Origin of the sequence: Chlorogloeopsis fritschii PCC 6912, assembly GCF_000317285.1 — a bacterium.
GTDB lineage: Bacteria > Cyanobacteriota > Cyanobacteriia > Cyanobacteriales > Nostocaceae > Chlorogloeopsis > Chlorogloeopsis fritschii.
Window position 1 is genome coordinate 443277 of sequence record NZ_AJLN01000116.1, and the last position, 24896, is coordinate 468172.

Genomic DNA, 24896 nt, shown 5'->3' on the forward strand with positions numbered 1-24896 from the left:
TTTACATAAAAGAATAAAAGCAAAAAAAATTACTTGTGTGTTATCAATGCTCAAGCGATTTATCCTAGTAAAATCTTGCAGCGATTGGACATAATTTGAGGTAGAAATGAGACACGAAAAACTTTCTCCTGGATTGCTTTTAGCTTATGAAGATTATCAAAGAGAAGGACAAGAAGCTCTAATTCCCCACAAGAAATCACTCGGCATAGTTGCCCCCAAAACTACACTCAAGCCAACCCGTAGTGTCGTTTTTATTTACTGTGATGAACAAGCAGATTTGAGTCATTTATTACAATACGGGATAGAGGTTAATCAAAATACAGGAACTGTACGGACGGCTTATTTGCCTTTAGAAAGTTTAGATGCTTTATCAGAAGAGGATACCGTTCAAAGGATCAAACCATCGCGTAAATTACACTTGCGGATGGATGTAGCATCAGAGCGAGTAAATTTACCAGAGTTCAAAAAGGCAACTGAGTTGACAGGTAAGGGAGTAATTATCGGTGTCGTAGACAGTGGTATCGATCCCAAACATCCTGCCTTTGCGGGACGTATTCTCCGCATTTGGGATCAGACTTTACCAGGGGAGGGAGTATCAGAAGGTGGTTATGGAGCTGAATTAACCGAAGCACTGTTGAGTGTTTCTCAAGATACAGATGGGCATGGTACTCACGTAGCCGGAATTGCTGCTGCTTCTGACAGCTCTTATAACGGTGTTGCACCCGAAGCGGAATTGGTAATCGTTAAAACTGACTTACAAGATGCCCACATTGCCGATGGGGTTCGTTATATTTTCCGGGTAGCAAGGGAAATGGGATGCCCAGCAGTGGTAAATCTGAGTTTGGGTGGACACGCTGACGCTCATGATGGTAGCGATTCTCTATCAAAAATCATTGATGCCGAAACTGGCCCAGGACGGATTGTCTGTTGTGCAGCAGGTAACGAAGGTAACGACAATATTCACGGTCAAACCCAGGTTACTGGCAATCGAATGCATACAATGCGCTTTAACGTTCCCTCAGATCAAGCAGGCATAGTCTGGTTAAACGGGTGGTATTCTAAAGGCGGACAGTTAGAAGTTTCTGTGCGCAGTCCTAAAGGTTTTGTGACTCCTTTCCAAGCGATCGTTACTGATGGCAATCCTTCTAAAGCGTACACTTTATCGGATGCACGAGTAGAAATAGTCACACCTGGCCCCGATCCAGTCAACGGAGAGTATAATTTCTTCGTACAAATTCGCGGTGTCGGTAACGACAGGTTTATCCAACCTGTACAAGGTGGCATTTGGCAATTGCGAGTACGCAAAGCATCAGGAAGTGATGTACGGTTAGACGTGTGGACTTTAAGTGACTCTCCATCTGTATTTTTCACAGGTAAGAGCGTATCCGATGCAGTAAAAATTGGTTCGCCAGGAGCAGCCAGCAGTGCGATTACAGTTGCTTCTTACACCACTAAAGTGAAGTACACGGATATTGACAACAACAAGCAAGAAATAGGCTTAGAGTTAGATAATATTTCTGAATTTAGCAGTGAAGGGCCACTGCGTAATGGTGCCCAAAAGCCCGATGTTGCAGCACCAGGAGCGATGATTATTTCTGCCCTCTCCTCGAATGCCAATCTCAATCGCTCAATGATGGTAAATTCTAAATTTGTAGCTATGGCTGGTACAAGTATGGCAACACCATTTGTAACTGGTTTAGTTGCATTGTTGTTGCAGAAAAACCCCAATCTAGATCCAGCGAAGGTCAAAGAAATGCTATGTAAAAATTGTTCTATCCCCGGAAAAGCGGCGGGAACTTTTGATAGTAAATGGGGTTTTGGATTGATTGATACGCTAAAGCTCGCTGAAGAGTAGAATCGCGTAGTTAATGAAGCTGTTGGTAACGGATAATTTCAAATACTAACTATTACCAACAGCTATAAAATTAAGTAAAGCGTAAGGTGGGCACTGTCTAACTTTCCTCAAAGCCTTATTTTTAGGTTGTGAACAGTGCCCACCCTACAAAATTTGCTACAAAATTTGCTGGCGGGATGGCAACGCAGCGGAGATTTAAAAGATGTGGCTAGCGAAAGGCTTATAGCCTGTGGGCATTTTAAAAACAGGGATGCCCCATCAGTGGATCTGTAATTAGTAGTAGGCAAGCGTAAGCTAGCTCTACACAAGGGTAGGCAATTTATAGCAGTAAATTTGATAGTTTTATTTTAGGGCAGGCTAAAATCAGCCTGTCCTTTGTGATTCGGAAAGTGGTAATATCTCGCCCTGCTTTCCATCTGTCTGAGCAAGAAAGTATAGACGGGGTATTGATGGGAGATTTTTTAGATGAACTATCAGAAGCTAGACGCTGCCCTTGCGATGGCGCTAAATCAGGTTCACGATCCAGAAGAACGTAGTTTGGTAGTCTTCATTCATACCGAAAGACTTACAGAAGGATCTGCTGCGATCGCTGTCTTAGAAAATTTGGGTGTTAGTGATATTAACGTGGCTAAGGATGTATTCAGTGCTACTCTATCACCTAATGAAATTTCTAAATTATCAGAGCAACCTTGGGTGCAGTATCTGAAACTTTCCCAAAAGATGCGTTTGATAGATAGAGGGCTAGGTGGAAGAAACATGGGTATGTCAAAAATTTAAGTTAAATTTATACACTAATTTCCCTGTAGTAGTCATGGAAAGTGCTAATTGCCTGTGGCAGCATACAGCAAATTAAACTCACTAGAAATCTCCGATCCCCCCCTTACCAGCAGGTGCAGACAGTCCTAAACTGTAGGTGAGAGTTGAAAGGCAGTCGGGAGAAAACTTGTGAAAAGAGTTTTAGCAATTATTCTCGGTGGCGGTGCAGGTACCCGCCTATATCCGCTAACTAAACTACGCGCTAAACCAGCTGTACCACTGGCAGGTAAGTATCGCTTAATAGATATTCCTGTCAGTAATTGTATAAATTCCGAAATATTCAAAATCTACGTCCTGACACAATTCAACTCGGCTTCGCTGAATCGCCATATTGCGCGTACCTACAATTTTTCTGGTTTTACTGAGGGATTTGTGGAAGTGCTTGCCGCCCAGCAAACGCCAGAAAACCTTAGTTGGTTCCAAGGTACAGCAGATGCGGTTCGTCAGTACCTATGGCTGTTTGAAGAATGGGGTGTAGACGAATATTTAATACTATCAGGCGATCACCTATACCGCATGGACTATCGCCTATTTATCCAGCGTCACAGGGAAACTGGGGCTGATATTACTCTGTCAGTTATACCCATCGACGAGCGCCGCGCCTCCGATTTTGGCTTAATGAAAATTGATCAGTCTGGGAGGGTAATCGACTTTAGCGAGAAACCCAAAGGCGATGCTCTAAAGAAAATGGCGGTTGATACTACCATTCTTGGTTTAGATAAAAGCCAAGCCGAGCAACAACCTTATATTGCCTCAATGGGGATTTATATCTTTAAAAGAGATGTTTTGATCAAGTTGTTGAAAGATGCTACAGAGCGCACAGATTTTGGCAAAGAAATTATTCCTGATTCAGCCAATGACTACAACATTCAAGCCTACTTGTTTGATGGTTATTGGGAAGATATCGGAACAATAGAAGCGTTTTATAATGCAAATTTAGCACTAACTAAGCAACCCCGCCCGCCTTTTAGTTTCTACGATGAGCACGCGCCGATTTACACTCGCGCTCGTTACCTACCCCCCAGCAAATTATTAGATTGCCATGTGACGCAATCAATTGTTAGTGAAGGTTGCATTCTCAAAAATTGCCGCATCGAAAATTCGGTTTTGGGAGTGCGATCGCGCATTGAAGCAGGTTGTGTGATCCAAGATTCTTTAATCATGGGTGCAGACTTCTATCAGCCATTTGCTGAACGTCAGTCTGATTGCGATCATCGCAGCATTCCAGTAGGAATTGGTGCTAACACAACGATTCGTCGTGCCATCATTGACAAAAATACTCACATTGGTTGTGATGTACAAATTGTCAACAAAGACAACGTTCAAGAAGCTGAACGCGAAAATCAAGGTTTTTACATCCGCAATGGTATTGTCGTGGTGTTGAAAAATGCTGTCATTCCTGATGGAACGATTATTTAGTCATTAGTCAATAGTCATTAGTCAATGGTCATTGGTTATTTGTTACAAATACAAATGACAAATGACAAATGACAAATGACAAGACTAATTTTACTAATTGGTCTTCCTGGTAGCGGTAAGTCAACCTTGGCAAAACAATTGCTAGCAGAATGCCCCCCGTGGCGGCTGGTTTCCACCGATGCTATCCGGGGGCAGTTATTTGGTGATGAGGCAATTCAGGGATCGTGGTTATTGATTTGGCGAGAAATCAGGCAGCAATTTCAAGCAGCGATCGCCGCAAATGTTACGGTAATTTATGATGCCACTAATGCGCAGCGACGCCAACGCCGTGAAATCATTGCTCTAGCCCGCGACATCGGTTTTACTCAAATTGTCGGAATTTGGGTAGAAACACCAATTTGGTTATGTTTAGCACGCAATAAAAGACGAAAACGTCAAGTGCCAGAGGACGTAATATTTCGTATGTATCGCCAACTGCGAGATGCTCCTCCTAGCTTAGTAGAAGGATTAGACAGCCTGATTTGTTTTTCTCCGGAGCGAGGAGAGTACGGAAATTGCGCTCGTGCAGTCAGCAAGAACCGTACTTGATTTTATATAAGGTTTGTTAACTTAAAATCAGACTTAGTATGCCTGGAATTATACCGGGTACAAAATAACGACTCAAATTTTACCTAGAAAAAAACATAAAGGGAATTGCTAGTGGAGGCTGGTAGATGGCTGCAACCGATTTTAAAGACTATTACGCAATTTTGGGAGTTAGTAAAACTGCCAGTCCAGAGGAAATTAAACAAGCCTTTCGGAAATTAGCCCGCAAATATCACCCCGATGTCAATCCTGGCAATAAACAGGCAGAGGCACGCTTCAAGGAAATTAACGAAGCCTACGAAGTTTTGTCAGATCCAGAAAAACGTAGCAAATACGACCAATTCGGCCAATACTGGAAACAAGTCGGTCAAGGTTTCCCTGGCGGCGGTGTTGGCTTTGATACGGGTGGCTTTGACTTCAGTCAATACGGTAGTTTTGATGATTTTATCAATGAGTTGTTAGGACGCTTTGGTGGTGGCGGTGGTAGTGCTCGTGGTGGGCGACAAACTTATAGTTACCGCACTTCCACAGGTGCTGCTCCTGGTGGTTTTGGTGGCTTTGGTGATTTTGGCTTTCAAGATGCTGCTTCCACAGGCACTACCCAAGACAGTGAAGCAACAATTTCCCTGACTTTTTCTGAAGCTTTTCATGGTGTTCAAAAGCGCTTCAGTCTGGGCAACGAAACTATTGATGTTCGCATCCCCCCTGGTGCAAAACCAGGAACCCGTCTGCGCGTGCGGGGTAAAGGACAAGTCAGCCCTTTTACGCAACAACGAGGAGATTTGTACTTAAAAGTTGAACTTCAGCCCCATTCTTTCTTCCAATTTGAAGGTGATAATTTGGTCTGTGAGGTAGCAATCACACCAGATGAAGCCGTGCTGGGAGCCTCTATTGAAGTACCTACTCCCGATGGCAGCGTTAGTGTTAAACTTCCGGCTGGAGTACGTTCTGGGCAGACTTTGCGCCTGCGAGGCAAGGGTTGGCCGCAACCTAAAGGTGGACGTAGCGATCAGTTGGTGAAGATTGCGATCGCTACTCCCAGAGAAATCAGTTCACAAGAGCGGGAGTACTATGAAAAAATCCGCGTTATGCGTACCTATAATCCCCGCAGTCATTTGCAAAATATCAAATTGTAAAAATTGTTAGTAGTTAGTAGGGACGGGTTTATTTAGATATCTTCGTCATTCTAAAGAGATTACCTTTAAAACCCGCCCGTACAATAGTTAGTAGGGGCGGGTTTATTTAGGTAGCTTGCCTTTTACTTTTACCTTACTGCTTCCCCAATTTGAGGAGCATTTAAGGACACCGCAGGGGCTTTTTGTTGAGCCAATGACGGTACAGAATTTCGCAATCTTTCAGTTAGCTGTACTGTAGAAGCATCGTATACCTGAGTCAAAATCTTGGGATATAAACCAATCCCAATAATTGGCACTAACAAGCAGGCGATGATGAAGATTTCGCGGGGTTCAGCATCGACGAGTTTCTGGTGAGAAACTAATTCTTTATTCTCTTCACCGTAGAAAATTTCCCGCAGCATTGACAGCAAATAAATTGGAGTTAAAATCACCCCAACTGCCATCAAGAACACGACAATAATTTTGAAAGTCGGGTTATAGGCATCGCTTGTGGCAAATCCTACGAACACCATTAACTCTGCCACGAAACCACTCATTCCTGGTAATGCCAATGACGCTAAGGAACAAGTTGTCCACATAGCGAAAATCTTCCCCATTTTCTTGCCGACACCACCCATCTCATCCAACATTAGGGTGTGGGTGCGATCGTAAGTTGCTCCTACCAAAAAGAATAAACTTGCCCCAATCAATCCGTGGGATACCATTTGTAGCATTGCCCCATTCAAACCCAAATCGGTAAAGGAAGCAATACCAATCGTCACAAAGCCCATGTGGGAAATGGAAGAGTAAGCAATTTTTCGCTTTAGGTTACGCTGCGCAAAGGATGTGAGGGCTGCGTAGATAATGTTAACTACCCCCAATATCACCAATACAGGGGCAAAATAAGCGTGAGCATCGGGAAGCATCTGAGCATTCATCCGAATTAAGGCATAACCGCCCATTTTCAGCAGAATACCAGCTAGTAACATATGTACAGGGGCTGTGGCTTCACCGTGGGCATCTGGTAGCCAGGTATGGAGTGGGAAGATAGGCAACTTGACAGCGTAGGCAATCAAAAAGGCACCATACAGCCAAAGTTGAAGGTTTAAGGCATAATTTTTTGCAGCAAGCGATCGCATATCAAATGTGACCGTATCACCATAAAATGCCATCGCCAAGCCAGCTACCAAAATAAATAAGGAACCGCCGGCAGTGTACAAAATAAACTTAGTTGCTGCATACTGCCGTTTTTTTCCTCCCCAAATTGCTAAGAGCAGGTAAACCGGAATCAATTCCAGTTCCCACACCAGGAAAAACAACAGCATATCCTGGACGGCGAATACAGCAATTTGACCGCCATACATCGCCAACAACAAAAAGTAAAATAGCTTGGGCTTTAGCGTCACAGGCCAAGCCGCCAAAGCCGCCAATGTGGTAATGAATCCAGTCAAAATAATGAGGGGCATTGACAAGCCATCTGCCCCTACTGACCAATTCAAATCCAGCTGCGGAACCCAGGCATAACTCTCAAACAACTGCAAATCAGGATTGGAGAAGTCATACCCAAAATAAAAGGCAGTAACAATCAAGGCAAAATCGATCAACCCAACAATCAGGGCGTACCAGCGTACTGTTTTGCCGTCTTTATCTGGGATGATGGGAATTAGCAGCGATGCTACTACAGGTAACAGAATAATCGTGGTCAGCCAAGGAAAATTAGCTGTATTCATCGAAGTCGTTCGTAATGTAAGGGCTTAGGCTACTAGCTATTAACTAGCAGTTTTTTCGCGATCGGGCCTTCATTTGTTAGGTTGATTTAACAAAAATCAAAAAAGATAAAGACAGGTAAATACATTTACCTGCCCTCATCCTCATAAAACACACTTGTTGAGCAATAAATAACTCATGAGATAGCAGCAGTGATTACTTCAACTTTGGTTAATTTAAGTTACACCAAAGACAATCACCAAGCCCAAGACCGCTGCAAACACAATTAAGGCGTAGAACTGAGCGCGACCGTTTTCAAAGTATTTCAAGCCTTCACCACTGACAAGGGTGAAAAAGCCTGTAAGGTTGACAGCACCATCAACAACGCGGTAGTCAACTTCCATCACTTGTCTAGCTAAACGACGCGAGCCGAGAACAAAGACGCGGTGGTAAATGTCATCGAAATACCACTTATTGAGAGATAGCTCATAAAGTGGTTTGATTTTGTTTGCGATCGCCACTGGGTTAATCTTACCCCACAAATACATTAAAGAAGCGACCGTAATCCCAATCAAGGAAATTCCGACTGAACCACCCGCCATAATGTAAAACTCATGCAGGTCAACTTCTGCGGCTTTTGTTACCACTTCCTCAAGGGTTTCGTTGGGAGAATAGATAAACTCCTCAAAGTAGTTAGCAAAAGGTGTCCCCACCAAACCAATCAAAACCGAAGGAATTGCCAGCAGTACTAACGGCAGGGTCATCGTCCAAGGGGACTCGTGTGGATATTCACTATGACCATGACCGTGGCTGTCGTGATCGTGATGTTCTTCGTGGGCTTCCAGTTCTCCTTTAGTCATTGCACCAGGCCCAAAAGCGGGGGTTCTTTCAAAACCCGCAACAATCGCCATGCCGATAGGAGACTTGAGTTTCTCCCACAACTGAGTTTTATTGCCCCGGAATTGACCTTCAAAGGTGGTGAAATACATCCGGAACATATAAAAGGCAGTAATTCCAGCTGTTAGCCAGCCTATACCCCATAGCAGTGGATTAGAGGCAAAGGCGGCACTGAGAATTTCATCTTTTGACCAGAACCCAGCAAAAGGCGGGATACCAGAAATTGCCACGCAACCGATCAAAAAGGTCAGTGCCGTAATCGGCATAAACTTGCGCAGTCCACCCATCAACCGCACATCCTGGGCTAAGTCAGGGTCATGACCGACGACTGCTTCCATACCGTGAATCACCGAGCCTGAACCCAAAAATAGCATCGCCTTAAAGTAGGCGTGGGTCATCAGGTGGAAAAGCCCAGCAGAGTAAGCGCCTACTCCCATTGCCATCACCATGTAACCAAGTTGGGAAATGGTGGAGTAAGCTAAACCCTTTTTGATGTCGTTTTGGGTAATGGCTATTGTTGCCCCCAAAAAAGCCGTAAACGCCCCTGTGTAGGCAATTGTATTCATTGCCGCTGGGACGTGTTCAAACACTGGGTACATCTGGGCAATGAGGAAGACGCCTGCTGCCACCATCGTTGCCGCGTGAATCAAGGCAGAGATGGGCGTAGGGCCTTCCATTGCATCTGGTAGCCAGACGTGGAGGGGAAATTGGGCTGATTTAGCTACCGGGCCTAAGAAAACTAAAATCGCAAACAAAGCTGCCAGCACATTGCTGATCGAACCTGTATGCACCAGTTGGGCAAGGCGATCGCCCATAACTTGAAAATCAAAACTTCCTGTTGCCCAAAATAGCCCCAGAATACCCAACAAAAGACCAAAGTCACCGACACGGTTGGTAACAAACGCTTTTTGGGCTGCATCTGCTGCTGATTTGCGATCGTACCAGAAACCAACCAGCAGATAGGAACACATCCCTACCAGTTCCCAGAAGATATAAATCTGCACCAAGTTAGGACTAACCACCAGACCTAACATTGAGGAGCCAAACAAGCTGAGATAGGCATAGAACCGGACATAGCCGGGGTCGTGCGCCATGTAGCCATCCGTGTAAACCATGACCAAGAAAGCTACTGTTGTCACAATCACCAGCATTAAGGCTGTCAGGTGGTCAATAGTGTAGCCCATGCTCAGGTGAAAATTTCCAGCTGCCGCCCATTCTAGGGTGCGAATATAAGGGGCGTGACCATGCAATTGACTCCATAATATGGCAAACGACAGCCCCATCGCCGCTCCCATCAAGGAGATAATTAGCACGGCGTTAAGCTGTCGTAAGCGGTTCGTCACCTGATTTAGAGAGATTAATCCCAGCCCAACCAACATTGCCCCTAAAAGGGGTAATACCGGAATCAGCCAGGCATATTGATAGATTACTTCCATCACTGACGCCTACTTTTAGAATTCTTCATGAAAAAGGATGAAGGTACAAGTCACTAGAGAAGTCAGAGCAAAGAAAGACTCTACTTTGAACTTCAAAGAGGCATAAGGCAGAAGGCATAAGGATAAATTAATCTTTCACACTTCATACTTCATACTTCATACTTCATACTTCAACCTTTGGTTGACTAACTTGTCGGATCTGTTAATAATTGTGACACACACCCTCCAGGATAAAATACCCCACCCGATACTGATTAGGTGAGGTAATTAAACATGGTTTTATATTTTTGGCATTTTTTAGCAGTCATGAGCCAAAAGTTGATAGCGTGATGCTAAGGATTCCGCTATCCTTCACCCTTAGCTTCTTGGGCTGACCTCCCCTCAGTGGTCATATCCTACTCAAAAAGCCACCTTGTAACTATTGACTATTAAGTCTTTTTATGCTAAACGATATCCCAGTTCTGCTGTTTTAGTGTTTGTGTGGACTTTATGATGCTTGCCGTAGCTAAGTTTAATTTCTTCTAGAGCTTGAAGTAAATCTTCACGCCCACGAAAACCTTCCAAACGTTGCCTAACAATACCATTTTCAATCAATAGCAAAGTTGGTAACGATTTGAGTCGATATGTAGTGGACAATTTGAAATTGTCATCAGCATTAATACCGACTAATTTAATTTGATCGCCGCATTGAGCTTTAAATTGCAATAACAAGGGGTGAATGATGCGGCACAAGCCACACCAAGGAGCTTCAAAATTTACTAAAACAGGAATAGGAGATTCTAAAACTTCTTGAGTAAACGTCCGCTCACTAACCGACAACACCATGATGCCTCTAAAATTATAGGGTTTTCATATCCAAATAGCGTATCGACAGGAAGGTAGATTAAGTCAGTAACTGCCGATAGACGCTTTCAGGGCATAAACAGATGTACAAAGATTTCAGCCTTGATTTTATCTTGATCATTATTGATGCCGACACAAAAGCCAACGCATCAATCATAGTAGGATTTTAAGGTTATCAACTCCTGTTTGCCGCTACAGGGAAGAAAAATTAAATGCTCGGTACGATTTACTCCCATAACTGATAGTTAATTAGCAACTACCAAATATTAATGTCTGAAATCGCTTGCTCTTACCCTCCCTGACAGCTACTTCAATTCATCCTACATTGATTTGGTAGTAACTAGTGAGCCAAAATGCTCATCTAATTTCTATCCTATGCTCCTGTCAGTTTTGTTTCAACCTGGATCACCATTGTACCTTACTAGTTGCCGTCAACAACAGGGGATGAGACCACCATAAGAGTATTACAAAGATAGCTACTCCTAAATAGGCAGGGCGAAAAAATTCTCGCCACTCCAGATGTTGACGCCCATCAACAATAGCAGCAAAAGGAATAATACTTGTGCGCTGCTTCACAGCAGTAAAAGCCGTGCCATAGCGCCAGCTTAAGCGGCGATCGCCATGCCAGACTCCAAACAAATGGTGTAAAATCAACCCCGCAGAAGTAACAACAGTAAATGTAGTACCCAACCAAAGAGTATGGGCGACACACCAAATTATCTGTCCGACCATTTGAGGATGGCGGGTAATACGAATAATTCCTGTTTCGTAGAGATGGACTTGTGGTTTGGTGATGGCAGCAATTTCTAGTAGATTGAAAGTAGCAGGATATAAAAATAAAAAAGATATTGCTGATAAAATCCAGACTAATGGTTTTACCCCAGGTAAACTTTGGATCTGCCAAAGCTGTAAACCATCATAGCGGTGGTTAAAAAAGTAAATAATCAAGATTACAGCCAAAGGTAGGCTCGTCAACGCAAACATAATGCGATAGAGTCGCGGGCCGATCCGTTTTTCTGCCCAAGGCCGCAAAGCAGCTCCTCCACTATGGGCAATTGCAAAACCTAATTGTAATCCCAAGATGGTGAAATGGCTGGTGGTTAACCAAGGTGGCAGCATCATAAACATAAGTGAAGTAACTTAAAGCGAGCTTAATTCAGTACAATCAATACCACAAAGTATTCAAAGGGGGACTTTAGTCAAGATGTTGTGTTACTGTCTTTTGCGGATAAAGCCTCCAAGTTTAAGATGCAATAAATTACGCCTAGCCAGAATACTATGAATTGCTGGTTTATTGCCAATGCTGCTCCTTTCTTGTTTGTGGGTTGAGCCTTATGTCTGACCTTCCTTTCACCTTAGATCAATTACGTATTCTAAAAGCGATCGCCGCAGAAGGGAGCTTTAAGCGTGCTGCTGATAGCCTCTACGTCTCCCAACCTGCCGTCAGCTTACAAGTACAAAACCTTGAACGGCAACTCGATGTTCCCTTATTCGATCGTGGAGGACGCCGCGCACAATTAACCGAAGCAGGACATCTACTCCTAAGTTATGGAGAAAAAATCCTCAGTCTATGTCAGGAAACCTGCCGTGCGATCGAAGATCTACAAAATCTTCAAGGCGGTACTTTAATTGTTGGGGCTTCTCAAACTACTGGTACTTATCTGTTACCCCGAATGATTGGGTTGTTCCGACAAAAATATGCCGATGTGGCGGTGCAATTGCATGTCCACTCTACTCGCCGAACTGCCTGGAGTGTAGTCAACGGACAAGTCGATCTGGCAATTATCGGTGGTGAAATTCCTGGTGAGTTGGCAGAATCGCTAGAAATCATTCCTTACTCTGAAGATGAATTGGCGCTAATTTTGCCTGTTTTTCATCCTTTTACAAAACTCGAAACCATTCAAAAAGAAGACCTATATAAATTACAATTCATAGCTCTCGATTCCCAATCGACAATCCGTAAGGTCATAGATCAGGTTTTAGCACGTCATGATATTGATACACGGCGTTTGAAAGTGGAAATGGAACTCAATTCTATAGAAGCAATTAAAAATGCTGTGCAATCTGGTTTGGGAGCCGCTTTTGTTTCCACGTCAGCGATCGCTAAAGAATTACAAATGGGAGTTTTACACTGTACTCCCATTGAAGGTGTGATCGTTAAGCGAACACTGTGGCTAATTTTTAATCCCAATCGCTATCGCTCCAAGGCAGCAGAAGCTTTTAGTAAAGAAATTTTGCCTCAGTTTGCTGCCCCTGGCTGGAATCTTGATGTGTTAAAATCGACACACCATCATCGCAGTATGGCAATAAATACAACTGTAGACACGGACACATCCCACTCTGATGAGAGTTAAAATTTAGTCATTCGTCATTTGTCATTTGTCCTTTGTCATTCAGTAATGGCTGCTGACTAATGACCCTTGCGGGTACCCTGCGGGAAGTCGCCCTCCAGGCGTCTACGCCAGTCGTACCCTGCGGGAAGCCGCCCGGAGGGCGTCTACATGGGGGGGAACCCCCTTTCTGCGCGCTGGCTCACAAATGACTGATGACTATTGACAAGTATGGAAATTTATTGCACTCGTCCCGGTTGCCCCCGTCCACAAAACTATTTTCAAGATTTAGACGATCATTCCACCTTAAGAACAGTACAGCAAAAATACTGCACTGCTTGTGGTATGCCCCTAATTTTAGTTGGCCGCTATTTGCCTACAAAGTTGTTAGGTAAAGGAGGATTTGGGGCAGCATTTTTGGCGCGCGATCGCTATACTCCTGGGATGCGTCAGTGTGTGGTTAAGCAATTCCAACCAGCAGGCAATTTAACCACCACTCAATTGCAACTAGCCCAAGATTTGTTTGAGAGAGAAGCTGTAGTCTTAGAAGAGATCGGCTCTCAACACGACCAAATTCCCGATTTATATGCTTTTTTCCCGGTGATAGTTCCTAGTTTCTCCCAACGGGGGAAGCAAGACCAATTTTTTTATCTCGTTCAGGAATACATTGATGGACAGAATCTTGACGAGGAATTAGCCCAAAAAGGCAAGTTTTCCGAACCAGAAGTATTGGAAGTACTGCGAGACGTTCTAAAGGTATTGCAGTTTGTCCATCATAAAGGCATTATTCACAGAGATATCAAGCCTTCTAACATCATGCGCCATCGCAATGGCAGACTTTACTTGTTAGATTTTGGCGCAGTTAAGCAGGTAGCAAATGCTCCCTCTGGAGCAGCAGCTTCAACAGGAATTTATTCTTTGGGCTTTGCACCACCAGAACAAATGTCTGGGGGACAGGTATTTCCGTCTACAGATTTATACGCATTGGCTGTATCAATTGTGATTTTGCTCACGGGTGAAAAGAATGTAAATCAGCTATTTGATGTGTATAGCAATCAGTGGAAATGGCGCAGTCAAACTGCAATTAGCCCTCATCTTGCTAATATTCTCGACAAGATGCTTTTACCTGCTGCCAATCAACGCTTTCAGTCAGCCCAGGAAGTTTTGGATGCCCTGAATGCACCGCCGCAACCGATTGTACCTACCCAAATTCACCCCCAACAACCTAACCAATTACAACAACCGCAGCCTGTAGCAAATCAACCACAACAACAGCGACGATCTCGAACTTCCTCCGTAGCACCATTTTCCACTTGGGAGTTTTTAGCAGGTGCAGGATTTAGTGGGTTTGAAGGTGGATTAATTGCGATCGCCCTCTATAGTTTGTTGAAATCCCCAGTTATGGCTCTCGCTGCCTCCGCGCTAATTTTAGGAATACTAATTTTTGCTCAAACGCGGCGATGGATTGAAAAATGGGATTTATTAATTATTCCTACTATTACTTTTGCAATTATTTTTTTTGTACCTTTATTGCAGGCGAGTCTTGGTATTCAACAAGTAATTATTCTATCTGTAGCAGCTGGATTAGTGGCAATTGCAGTTACAACACTATTTCGTCTGATTTATAAATTATTATCTTTAATTTTTTAACTAGAGTTACTGATTTAATAGCTTGATACTCTTAATTTTTGGGCGAATATAATTCGCTACTACACCAACTTAAGTTTTCCTCCGCAGACTAACTAAAAAACCAGAGTTTTAAACCCACGGAGGTGGAAAGAATTCACAAGACGCAAAGCAACTTCCCGTAGGGGTGAGGTGAGCATCGCCTTAGGTGGTTTTCCCGACTTAGGGAGCCACTGCGCCCTTGGAGGTTCCCTCTTTGAGTGCAGGTGGCGTGCGACTGCGTTCGCCGGAGGCATTTCCGTAGGGTACCCAGAGGGAGGTTTCCTCCACTCAGAACTTCGGAGTTTTGTCTGTTTAGCCGCGATTTCCAATCGCCAGGGTTGGTTTCTTAATTTACACTAGATGTGGAGTTCTGATTAAAAATATGTAAGGTTAACCATTTCTTAACCTAAATAAATTAATAAAAAGATGGAAAATAGCCTCATACCCTTTTGAATTTGAAATCACCTTCTGTATCTAATTGCTGTGAATCCATTTGTTAGAATGTTTTTTTAATTGGTATTACTAACAGAAAGTTAAAAAACTGTGATGACTGAAAAAAACGAAACTACAGTTTTGGTTTTAGCCCTGATAATTACCTTGGGACTTGTAGGCGGTGTATTTTTGTGGTTAGCAAATAACTCTGGTATAAAATTCTTCCGAAGTAGCAATAATCTATCTCAAACTATTAAACAAACTGATATTAATAACTTTGCTCAAGTTCAAAATGTTCCTGTGGGATTATTTAGCTACGGTGGTAGCACTACTTGGGCACCAATTCGTAAAGAAGTTGATACAGCCGTTCAAACTGTATTTCCTCAATTTCAACTACGCTATACAGATCCAACTACAGGTGCCCCTGGTTCTGGAAGCGGAATTAAAATGCTGTTAAGCAGCCAGCTAGCTTTTTCCCAGTCTTCACGTTCAATTAAAGATGAGGAATTTAAACAAGCACAACAACGGGGTTTCACACTCAAAGAAATTCCGGTAGCAATTGACGGTATTGCGATCGCGACTCACCCTCAGCTTAATATTCGCGGTTTAGCCGTTGCCCAACTCAAGGATATCTACACTGGCAAATTAACCAATTGGCAAGAATTGGGCGGGCCGAATTTAAAAATTACACCATATTCTCGCCGCCAACAAGAGGGAGGCACTGTAGAATTTTTTGGTGAAAATGTCTTAGGAGGGGAGAAGTTTGGTGACAACGTCCAATTTATCTCCACAACAACCCAAGCTTTAAAAGAAGTAGCAACAAATCCTGGCAGTATTTACTACGCCTCTGCCCCAGAAGTTATTGGTCAATGTAGCATTAAGTATTTACCACTGGGACGTTCAATTGATAAGTTGATTCCTCCTTACCAAGAGCCATTTGTCCCTCTTTCTCAATGTCCACAAAAACGTAACCAGCTAAATGTAGCTGCTTTTCAAAGTGGTGAATATCCTATCACCCGTAGATTATTTGTAATTGTTAAACAAAATAGCCACAGCGATCAGCAAGCAGGAGAAGCCTATGCTAACTTGCTGCTTACAAATCAAGGTCAAGAATTAATCTCTAAAACTGGATTTGTCAGAATTCGATAATTAAGTTTAGTTAGTGGATAGTAGTTATTGGTTAGTGGTATTTTTTTTGACAATCCACAACTAGCAACCAACACCTGGTAAATTACTATGTCACAAAAAAATGAGACACCAATTCTGATATTATCCCTACTGATTACAGTAGGACTTATAGCTGGCGGATTTTGGTGGTTTACAAGAAAAACTGACTTGACTATAAATCAAGTCTCCAAGCCTCAATCTACTACTCCGAGTTCTAATATTACTAAGTCAGAACCTAGCAGTAAGACTTTTGCTTCCGTACAAGATGTGCCCACCGGATTATTCAACTATGGAGGTAGTACTTCTTGGGCACCAATCCGGCTGATTGTTGATTCGGCACTTCAAGCTGGGCGACCAGAATTTAGAATGCGTTATGTAGAACCTAATACTGGTACTCCTGGCACTGGTACGGGTATTCAAGCCTTAATCGATGGTAAATTAGCATTTGCCCAATCATCTCGACCAATATTGGATGAAGAGCTATCTCGTGCCAAGCAGCGTGGATTTAGTCTGCAACAAATTCCTGTAGCGATTGATGGTTTAGCAGTAGCAGTAAATCCCAATCTCCCGGTTCCAGGATTGACAATAGACCAATTAAGGTCAATTTACAGTGGTAAAATCACAAACTGGAGCCAAGTAGGAGGCCCTAATATTCCTATTAATGCATATTCTCGTCGCCTTAGTGATGGCGGCACAGTAGAACTTTTTTCCCAAGATATTTTGGGAGGTCAAGCTTTTGGATCTAATGTAGAGTTTATTTCTACCACCACTCAAGCCCTACAAAAAGTGGCTAGTAATCTTGGTGGCATATACTATGCTTCTGCCCCAGAAGTTGTTCCCCAATGTTCAATTAGGCCCTTGCCGTTGGGGCGAACGCAAGGACAGTACGTTCCTCCTTACCAAGAGCCATTTGTTCTCCCTTCAGAATGCCCTGGTAAACGGAACACATTGAACATTGAGGCCTTCCAGTCAGGAAATTACCCAATCACCCGCAATCTATTTGTGGTGGTCAAACAGAATGCTCAAATTGAGGAGCGAGCGGGTACTGCTTATGCCAACTTACTGCTAACTGAACAGGGACAAGAACTTATCTCCCAAGCTGGGTTTGTCAAAGTACGCTGACACCTGTCATGAATAGATAACCACAATAGTGCTTGCTTTTGCACACACCCATGGAATTTTGCTTCAATTTATGAAAATAACAAAACTCATTTGGATGGTTTTTCTGATTGGAGAGTAGTGCCTTTCCTTCAAGATAGTGTGGTTTACACTCTTTGTGCGGTAAGGCAACTTCTCATTAGAAATTGTGCGATCGCACTTTAGCTGGCTCTATTAATTGACTCTGCTGGCAAGCAGATGAGATTATCCCCTTGAGTTAAAATCAAGCCGCGTTGACGCAACTTACCCATCAAACGGGTGACGGTGACACGAGTCGAACCAATGGCACTGCCAATTTGGGCGTGGGTGAGGGGGAAAGGTAAACAATAACCACGAATTACTTCAGGATCGGTTTCGCTCATAGCCGGCTCTCCGTATTCCTCAATCAACAATGTGAGGAATCCTAAAAGTCGGTCTATTGTGCGTCGCTGTCCTAAAGCACTCAACCACAGCAACTTGCGCTGGTGCTGTAACCTGAAGGCATCCATCACTTCACGGCGGAAGTGAGGCCAGTTGTCTAAATCGTGCCAGTACATCCACAACACCATAGTTTGGTCAACGTGTGCGTATGCTTGGAGCGTGAATGGTGACTGAGCAACAATTTCAAACGGCTGCCCTGCGCCAACAAAACCCAAGAAAGCTTCTTCTGGAGTTCGATTGATGCGTCTAGACGTTAACTGACTGGCTGTAGCACTCACTTGAGCGGTTCCTACCATACGGATCGCACCCCTTTGCACCAAATATAGCAATCCAGGTCTAGCTGGAATGCGCTCATCTTTGCTAAAGGTGCGGCAGCGGTAGTGTTCCTGAGCCCAATCAAGAATCCGTTGCCAAGTTAAGAAAGGCCGTGATGCCTCAGAAAAAGAGGATGGAGATTGCATAGGTAACAAAGAGCGTTCGGCTGAAGACAAAGACGTCATAAAAAGGTGCAAGGAGTGTCTTCTTGTTGGCTTGTCAGGCTTAACACCTAACAGTGCCAGCCATCTAAAGGGTAGAAACTGAGCTTCTACTCTTTTGTATACTTATTACTGTACAATGATTGTAGTAAAATTTACTCTGTTTCAAAAAAAATTTGCACAATTCTAATTTTTCTTTTTCTAGATTAAACTTCTACCCTAAGATAGATGACACAAAATTAACACTTCTCAAACAAACTTTAACTACCGTATATTCTGTGCATTAAATGCTACAAGTTAGCAAATACACATCAATTAAGCAGTTAATATACTACTATTTGCTGGCTGCATTAAGTATTTATGCTAATACTCAAGGAAGTGTATGCATAGAAAAAGAGAAAATTCCCCTATCTAAAGGTAGAAATGATGAGCGAGTTTTGTATATTACAGGGATAGCACTCAGGCTGTCGAAATATGAGAATCTGCCAGCGATGGAAATTGCTGAGGTTATCGCCTCTCATTTATCGATAGAGTCTGATGACGTTTTCAGAATCCAAATTATCTCACCTGGTTGGATTCATGTAGAATTGGCTCATCCTGTCCTAGCTGCTTGGTTACAAAGGCTTGTATCCCTTGGAAGGGAAGAGGGAGGCACAAAGAAAGAGAATCTCTCATTGTCTTGTTCTCTTTTTCCGGTTCAGTACGCTCATGCACGCTGCTGTTCGTTAATGCGACTAGTTCAGCAAGAAGAATTGTTTATTTCCGCTGATGTTATACCTTGGTTGAACAGAGAGCAAAAACTGCGGTTAAATCACCCTGCTGAATTTCGTCTCATAAACGAATTGGTGCAAATTATGGACGAATTGGAATATTCATCTGCTGATGCTTTGGTGAAGTGGGAAAAAGCAGGGCTTGCTGTGAGCCAAGCTTTTGAAAATTTCTGGTGCAATTGCCGTATTTGGGGTGAGGTTAAAACTACTTCACCAGAATTAGCCCAAGCTAGGCATGGATTAATCTTAGCTACTCAATGGGTTTTAAAATTTCTGTTGGAAGAAAAATTAGGTGCTTTTGCTCCTGTTGAGTTATAAAAATGGCACGAAGTACAAAACCACTTTAACGGTTAGCAAGAGTTGTAGGTGCTTTTCATAAAACAACAAATTCAAATGTCTATTACTGAAATCAATTAATATTTTTGTAACAAGTATTGACTGGTTGAATCACTTAGGATATATTATCAGGTGTGTGAGGAGCGAACCAGCGAGGGTACCGAGACGAAACACGGCCAGTCGTCGGTACCCTTTCTGATTTTTAGATGAGCGATAGGTTGTTCGCCATCTTTTTCTATTTTGAGAAAGCGTGAATAATAAAACAGTCCTGCATTTGTTTCAAGCAGGACTGGGTAACTTGAAGAAGATTGGTATTATACTCTTCTTAAAGCAGTAGTTTTTCAATCGCCACTGCTACCCCGTTGTCTTCAACACTAGGTGCAATCCAGTTAGCGATCGCTTGTACTTGTGGTGGTGCATTGCCCATTGCGATACCAATGCCAGCATAAGTGAGCATTTCCACATCATTAAAGTTATCACCAATAGTCATAACATTGTGAGGTTGTAGCCCCAGTTGTTCTTCAGCTAAATAGCGGACTGCGGTTCCCTTGTTAGCAAAAGGATTAGTTGCTTCAAAGAATGTAGCAACAGATTTGGTGAGATACAGTTCAGCAGGAGTATATTGACTGCGCAGAGAACCCAGCAAATTGTCAATAATATCTGTATCGTCGCATAAAGCCAGAACTTTTGTAGGTTCGTTGCTTAAGGCTTGGCGTAAGTCACCTACAGGGATGGGGGTAATAGCAGAACGTTCTGCATAAATTTGAGTTTCTGCTGTAACTTCTCTAACGTAGAGTTGATCGTTGATATAAAAGTGGACAGACAACAGCGATCGCAGTTCTGGTTGTTCAAAATAATCCAAAAGCTGCTCGGCAATTTTCCTAGAAACAGGTAAATGCTGATGAATTTTTTGAGAGACTGGGTCTTGAATCCACGCTCCTTGATAGGCTATTAACGGCAAGGTAGAGTTAATTTCTTGATGGAAACGCAAAGCAGAGCGATACATTCTACCTGTAGCAATCGCTACCTGAATCCCTTGAGCTTGCGCCGCAGTAATTGCTTGTTTAACGGGTTCGCTAATGCTATTTGTTTCCCCGGCAATAGTTCCATCTATATCTAAAACAAGTAATTTAATGTCTGTAGACTTTGCAGCAATATCTGCAATGCCAGATGATTCTAAGTAACGGGCAGATGTTTTCTGCATAAATTTAGTTGCTAGTACTATAAAGTCCCAGCTAAGAGGTTATCAGGTTAGATCGCAAAGTGGGAGTAGAGTTTAGTGAAATACCTTACTTGAAAATAAGGTTGGGAGAAGAATAATTTTCATACTTTGTTGTGAACTTTAGTTCCTGGGCACCTAACTAAATAAAAGCGACTGAATATTTTATGGTAGTTATTACTCTTGACAAATTTACGATAGGTTTAATTTAGAAAAGACACGTATAAATAATTTGTACTAAATCCAAGTAATTACTGAAGAGCTACATAAATATTAAAGAGTCAACTAAAACGGATTTTGAATATAGACAATTATCTAAAAATTAAGATATCAAGTAGATTAATTAAGCCTGTTTGCTTAGTGAAGTTTTTCAGATTTTTAGTACAAATTAGAAAGTAATTATATGCTCAAAAAAACTTTGACAGGACTGATTTTTGCGACTACTGCTTTGACTGGATTTTTGTCTCAAGTAAACTCTGCATCCGCAGCTGGTTTTACATGGAATAATTCATGGCAGCAGCCAGCAATACAAGGCAAACAAACGACTGGTTTTGATGACGCTCCTTTCCAGCAATATGTACAAGCAGAAAGAGTTGCCCTACCAAATAGCGGACAATTTCAATTAGATCCTAGTAAGTTATTCCTGAAATATAGTCACGATGTCAATGTTTTTTTCATTAACGAGGGCGCTGGTTATAGAAATCAGTTAGCTTATCAAGCAACGGGGAATACGAACAAATCTGGGCTAGTATTTAATGACATTGCTTGTAGTGGCTCTGGGTGTGTAGGTGACTGGGGTGGTAATACATTAAAGCTTGGTGATGGAGTTAGTCTTGGCAATGTTGCAGGAGGCACTCTATTGGACTTTTGGTTAAGAGCTGATGGCTTAAACCGTGGTGATTATGCCAATATTTTTGGAACTAAAACTTCCTCAAATCCAGACGGATTGCAGCACGTGGTTGCTTATGCTGTTGGTAACTACATTTTGATGGGTTTTGAGGATTTGTATGGCACTTTGGGTGCTACAGGAACCGATCCAAAGACTGGTAAGACGAACGAAGTTTCCGATCGTGACTTTAATGATGTGATTGTCGTTCTTGATATTGGTGCTGATAATGTTAAAGCACTAACCTCCGTTCCTGAGCCAACAGTCACTTTATCAGTGTTGGGTGTAGGAGCATTAGGTATGCTAAAACTACGTCGTCGTCGCCAAAACCAAGTCAAGAGATCATCTTAACTTTAAATCAAACCTGACGCGACGGAAGCAGCTGGTTACAATAAGGCTATGTCCCAAACAACACCTTCAAACCACTTGGCTTCCGCTTCTTTAAACCCAACACGCCCCACTTTCATCCTGATTGATGGGCACTCCTTAGCATTTCGTTCTTACTACGCCTTTGCCAAAGGAAGAGACGGCGGGCTGAGAACTAAGATGGGGATTCCTACCAGTGTATGTTATGGCTTTCTGAAATCTCTTTTGGAGATAATGGCAAACCAACAGCCACAAGCAATAGCTGTGGCTTTTGATTTGGGTTTGCCAACCTTCCGCCACGAAGCTGACGATACTTATAAAGCCGATCGCCCTGGCACACCAGAAGACTTTATTCCTGATTTGAAAAATCTCCACGAGTTGTTGGATGGGCTGAATCTGAAAATTCTTACAGCTCCTGGTTATGAGGCAGATGATGTTTTGGGAACTTTAGCACAGAGGGCTACTGCTGCTGGTTATAAAGTTAAGATTCTGACGGGCGATCGCGATTTATTTCAACTTATCGATCCTGATAAAGAAATTAGTGTTCTGTATTTTAGCCCAGAGGCTCTCAAGCGTTCCACAACTACAAATGGTATTACTGAGTTTGGAAGAGAGCAAGTTCAAGAAAAACTCGGCGTTTTGCCTTCACAAATTGTCGATTTTAAAGCTCTTTGTGGTGATAAATCAGATAATATTCCTGGAGTAAAGGGCATAGGCGAAAAAACTGCCGTGCAGCTTCTTAATACTTATGGTTCTCTAGATAAAATATACGCTTCTTTGTCTGAAATTAAAGGCGCAACTAAGCAAAAATTAGAAGCTGGTAAAGAAGATGCCGAAAAGTCTAAGTATTTGGCAGCGATCGTGCTTGATGTTCCTCTGGAAGTGAATTTAGAAGAGTGTCGATTAAAAGGATTTGATAACAACGTTTTAGCACCTATTTTAGAAAAGCTAGAATTTAAGACTTTTTTAGGTAAGATTAACGAACTACAACAAAAGTTTGGTGGAATAGTTACAGAAATACCCTCAACCTCTGTAGAGGAAATAACCAGCATTGAAGAAAATCAAGATAATGATTTGTGGTTTTTCAGTGCTACTGATACAACATTAGCTCAACAACAACCACAATCTAACTCCGCAATTAAACCACGTATTATTGATACAAAATCTAAATTAACTGAGTTAGTAAATCAATTACAGCAATTTACTAACCCAGATACACCTGTGGCTTGGGATACGGAAACTAGCGATTTGGAACCACGGGATGCTGAGTTAGTAGGAATTGGCTGCTGTTGGGGAACCCAGCTAGATGAAATGGCTTACATTCCTGTTGGACATAAAACTGGCGAAAATTTAGATAAAGATGTTGTGCTACAGACACTACGCCCAATTCTCGAAAATGTTAATTATCCTAAAGCTTTGCAAAATACCAAGTTTGACCGTTTGATTCTGCACTGTCAAGGAATTAACTTAGCAGGGGTAGTATTTGATCCTATGCTTGCTAGTTATCTCCTCAATCCTGATGGTAGCCACAATTTGAGTGATTTGGCTCAAAAATATTTGGGATTGACAGCAAAAAGTTATGCAGATTTAGTACCTAAAGGTAAAACTATTGCTGACATAGACATTCAAACTGTTGCAGACTACTGCGGGATGGATGTTTATACTACTTTTCAACTAGTGCCGAAATTGCGTGCAGAATTAGAGAAAGTTCCAGCTTTATATCAGTTATTAGTGGAAGTAGAACAACCACTAGAGCCTGTTTTGGCGGATATGGAATATCAGGGAATCCGCATTAACACAGAGTATTTGCAAGAACTTTCGCAACAGATAGAAACAGATTTAGCTAAGTTGGAAAAGCAAGCTTATGATATTGCAGGAGAAAAATTCAACTTGGGTTCTCCTAAGCAATTGAGTCAGATACTATTTGAGAAATTAAAGTTAAGTACAAAACATTCTCGGAAAATTCAAACTGGATATTCTACCGACGCAGCCACACTGGAAAAATTAAGAGAAGTTGATACAACTGGTATTATTGATGCCATCATTGAGTATCGTACTCTGGCTAAATTAAAGTCTACTTATGTGGATGCTTTGCCATCATTAGTGCGTCCTGATACTCAGCGAGTACATACAGATTTTAATCAAACAACTACATCTACTGGCAGGTTATCTTCTTCTAATCCTAATTTACAAAATATCCCGATTCGTACTGCTTTTAGTCGTCAAATTCGTAAGGCATTTATCCCAGAACCAGGCTGGTTGATGGTGGCTGCTGATTATTCGCAAATTGAATTAAGAATACTAGCTCATTTGAGTCAAGAACCAGTATTAATCGAGGCTTATCAAAAAAATGAAGATATTCACACAGTAACGGCACGACTGATGTTTGAAAAAGAAGATATAAACTCAGATGAACGCCGAGTAGCAAAAACTATTAACTTTGGTGTGATTTATGGCATGGGTTCATTAAAATTTTCGCGCTCCACTGGTGTGGATAAAGCACTGGCGAACGAATTTATTAAGCGATTTAGTAAACGTTACTCCAAGATTTTTGAATATTTAGAAGGGTTGAAAAAACAAGCGATCGCTCAAGGTTACGTAGAAACAATTCTTGGACGTCGGCGTTATTTCGATTTTACTAGTAATAACCTGCGTAATCTCAAGGGCAGTAATCCAGAAGATATAGATTTGAGTAAATTAAAGAATTTAGGTGCCTACGATGCAGGTTTATTGCGTTCTGCTGCTAACGCACCAATTCAAGGCTCCAGCGCCGATATTATCAAAATTGCAATGGTAAGGTTGCATGAAATTCTGCAAAATTATCAGGCACGGTTATTGTTACAAGTTCATGATGAATTGGTGTTTGAAATTCCTCCTGATGAATGGGAAGAATTACAACCACAAATCAAGTCGGTTATGGAAAATGCCGTGCAGTTGCGCGTACCTTTAGTAGTAGATGTGCGCGCGGGTGAAAACTGGATGGAGACAAAATAAT

General features: G+C 42.3%; 18 protein-coding genes. 12 read left to right on the forward strand and 6 right to left on the reverse strand.

The window, feature by feature from the left end; all coding sequences use genetic code 11:
• Positions 1-106: 106 nt before the first annotated feature.
• The 5 genes from UYC_RS0125885 (at position 107) to UYC_RS0125905 (ending at position 5811) form a co-directional block, all read left to right on the forward strand.
• Positions 107-1855, forward strand: coding sequence for a S8 family peptidase (locus tag UYC_RS0125885; RefSeq protein ID WP_016874388.1), 1749 nt, complete (start codon positions 107-109; stop codon positions 1853-1855).
• 465 nt (positions 1856-2320) lie between these two features.
• Positions 2321-2632 carry a hypothetical protein gene (locus UYC_RS0125890; protein WP_016874387.1) on the forward strand — a complete coding sequence of 104 codons (312 nt, stop codon included), beginning with the start codon at positions 2321-2323 and terminating at the stop codon, positions 2630-2632.
• 168 nt (positions 2633-2800) lie between these two features.
• A complete protein-coding gene (locus UYC_RS0125895; protein WP_016874386.1) occupies positions 2801-4090 on the forward strand; it encodes a glucose-1-phosphate adenylyltransferase in 1290 nt (429 codons plus the stop codon).
• A 75-nt stretch (positions 4091-4165) separates the two neighbouring features.
• Positions 4166-4678, forward strand: coding sequence for an AAA family ATPase (locus UYC_RS0125900; protein WP_016874385.1), 513 nt, complete (start codon positions 4166-4168; stop codon positions 4676-4678).
• Between the two features lie 125 nt (positions 4679-4803).
• Positions 4804-5811 (forward strand): DnaJ C-terminal domain-containing protein, encoded by a 1008-nt coding sequence (locus UYC_RS0125905; RefSeq protein WP_016874384.1) that lies wholly within the window; start codon positions 4804-4806, stop codon positions 5809-5811.
• 128 nt (positions 5812-5939) lie between these two features.
• Here the strand turns inward: UYC_RS0125905 and ndhD1 are convergent, their stop codons facing one another.
• The 4 genes from ndhD1 to UYC_RS0125925 form a co-directional block, all read right to left on the reverse strand.
• Positions 5940-7520, reverse strand: a complete 1581-nt coding sequence (gene ndhD1 / locus UYC_RS0125910) for a photosynthetic/respiratory NAD(P)H-quinone oxidoreductase subunit D1 (protein WP_016874383.1) — start codon at positions 7518-7520, stop codon at positions 5940-5942.
• A gap of 213 nt (positions 7521-7733) precedes the next feature.
• Positions 7734-9830, reverse strand: coding sequence for an NAD(P)H-quinone oxidoreductase subunit 5 (locus tag UYC_RS0125915; RefSeq protein WP_016874382.1), 2097 nt, complete (start codon positions 9828-9830; stop codon positions 7734-7736).
• Positions 9831-10268: 438 nt separating this feature from the next.
• Positions 10269-10655, reverse strand: a complete 387-nt coding sequence (locus UYC_RS0125920) for a thioredoxin family protein (protein ID WP_016874381.1) — start codon at positions 10653-10655, stop codon at positions 10269-10271.
• A 423-nt stretch (positions 10656-11078) separates the two neighbouring features.
• A complete protein-coding gene (locus UYC_RS0125925; RefSeq protein ID WP_016874380.1) occupies positions 11079-11795 on the reverse strand; it encodes an NnrU family protein in 717 nt (238 codons plus the stop codon).
• Positions 11796-12007: 212 nt separating this feature from the next.
• Here UYC_RS0125925 and UYC_RS0125930 point away from each other — a divergent pair, with 212 nt between their 5' ends.
• The 4 genes from UYC_RS0125930 (at position 12008) to UYC_RS0125945 (ending at position 17392) form a co-directional block, all read left to right on the forward strand.
• Positions 12008-13027, forward strand: a complete 1020-nt coding sequence (locus tag UYC_RS0125930) for a LysR family transcriptional regulator (protein WP_016874379.1) — start codon at positions 12008-12010, stop codon at positions 13025-13027.
• Positions 13028-13234: 207 nt separating this feature from the next.
• Complete coding sequence (locus UYC_RS0125935; protein WP_016874378.1) at positions 13235-14653, forward strand: protein kinase domain-containing protein; 1419 nt, start codon at positions 13235-13237, stop codon at positions 14651-14653.
• Positions 14654-15217: 564 nt separating this feature from the next.
• Entirely contained in the window at positions 15218-16252 is a 1035-nt protein-coding gene (locus tag UYC_RS0125940; protein ID WP_016874377.1) for a PstS family phosphate ABC transporter substrate-binding protein, read from the forward strand.
• 87 nt (positions 16253-16339) lie between these two features.
• A complete protein-coding gene (locus UYC_RS0125945) occupies positions 16340-17392 on the forward strand; it encodes a PstS family phosphate ABC transporter substrate-binding protein (RefSeq protein WP_016874376.1) in 1053 nt (350 codons plus the stop codon).
• Between the two features lie 197 nt (positions 17393-17589).
• Here the strand turns inward: UYC_RS0125945 and UYC_RS0125950 are convergent, their stop codons facing one another.
• A complete protein-coding gene (locus tag UYC_RS0125950; protein ID WP_016874375.1) occupies positions 17590-18348 on the reverse strand; it encodes a Crp/Fnr family transcriptional regulator in 759 nt (252 codons plus the stop codon).
• 263 nt (positions 18349-18611) lie between these two features.
• On the opposite strand from UYC_RS0125950, the gene UYC_RS0125955 reads away from it, so the two are divergent.
• The gene (locus UYC_RS0125955) at positions 18612-19412 is read left to right on the forward strand and encodes a DALR anticodon-binding domain-containing protein (protein ID WP_016874374.1); all 801 of its coding nucleotides are present in this window, start codon (positions 18612-18614) and stop codon (positions 19410-19412) included.
• A gap of 343 nt (positions 19413-19755) precedes the next feature.
• Here UYC_RS0125955 and UYC_RS0125960 read toward each other — a convergent pair whose 3' ends face one another.
• A complete protein-coding gene (locus UYC_RS0125960; protein WP_016874373.1) occupies positions 19756-20634 on the reverse strand; it encodes a Cof-type HAD-IIB family hydrolase in 879 nt (292 codons plus the stop codon).
• Between the two features lie 418 nt (positions 20635-21052).
• Here UYC_RS0125960 and UYC_RS0125965 point away from each other — a divergent pair, with 418 nt between their 5' ends.
• Positions 21053-21886, forward strand: coding sequence for a DUF4114 domain-containing protein (locus UYC_RS0125965; RefSeq protein WP_016874372.1), 834 nt, complete (start codon positions 21053-21055; stop codon positions 21884-21886).
• Between the two features lie 48 nt (positions 21887-21934).
• Entirely contained in the window at positions 21935-24895 is a 2961-nt protein-coding gene (gene polA / locus UYC_RS0125970; RefSeq protein ID WP_016874371.1) for a DNA polymerase I, read from the forward strand.
• Position 24896 lies beyond the last annotated feature (1 nt).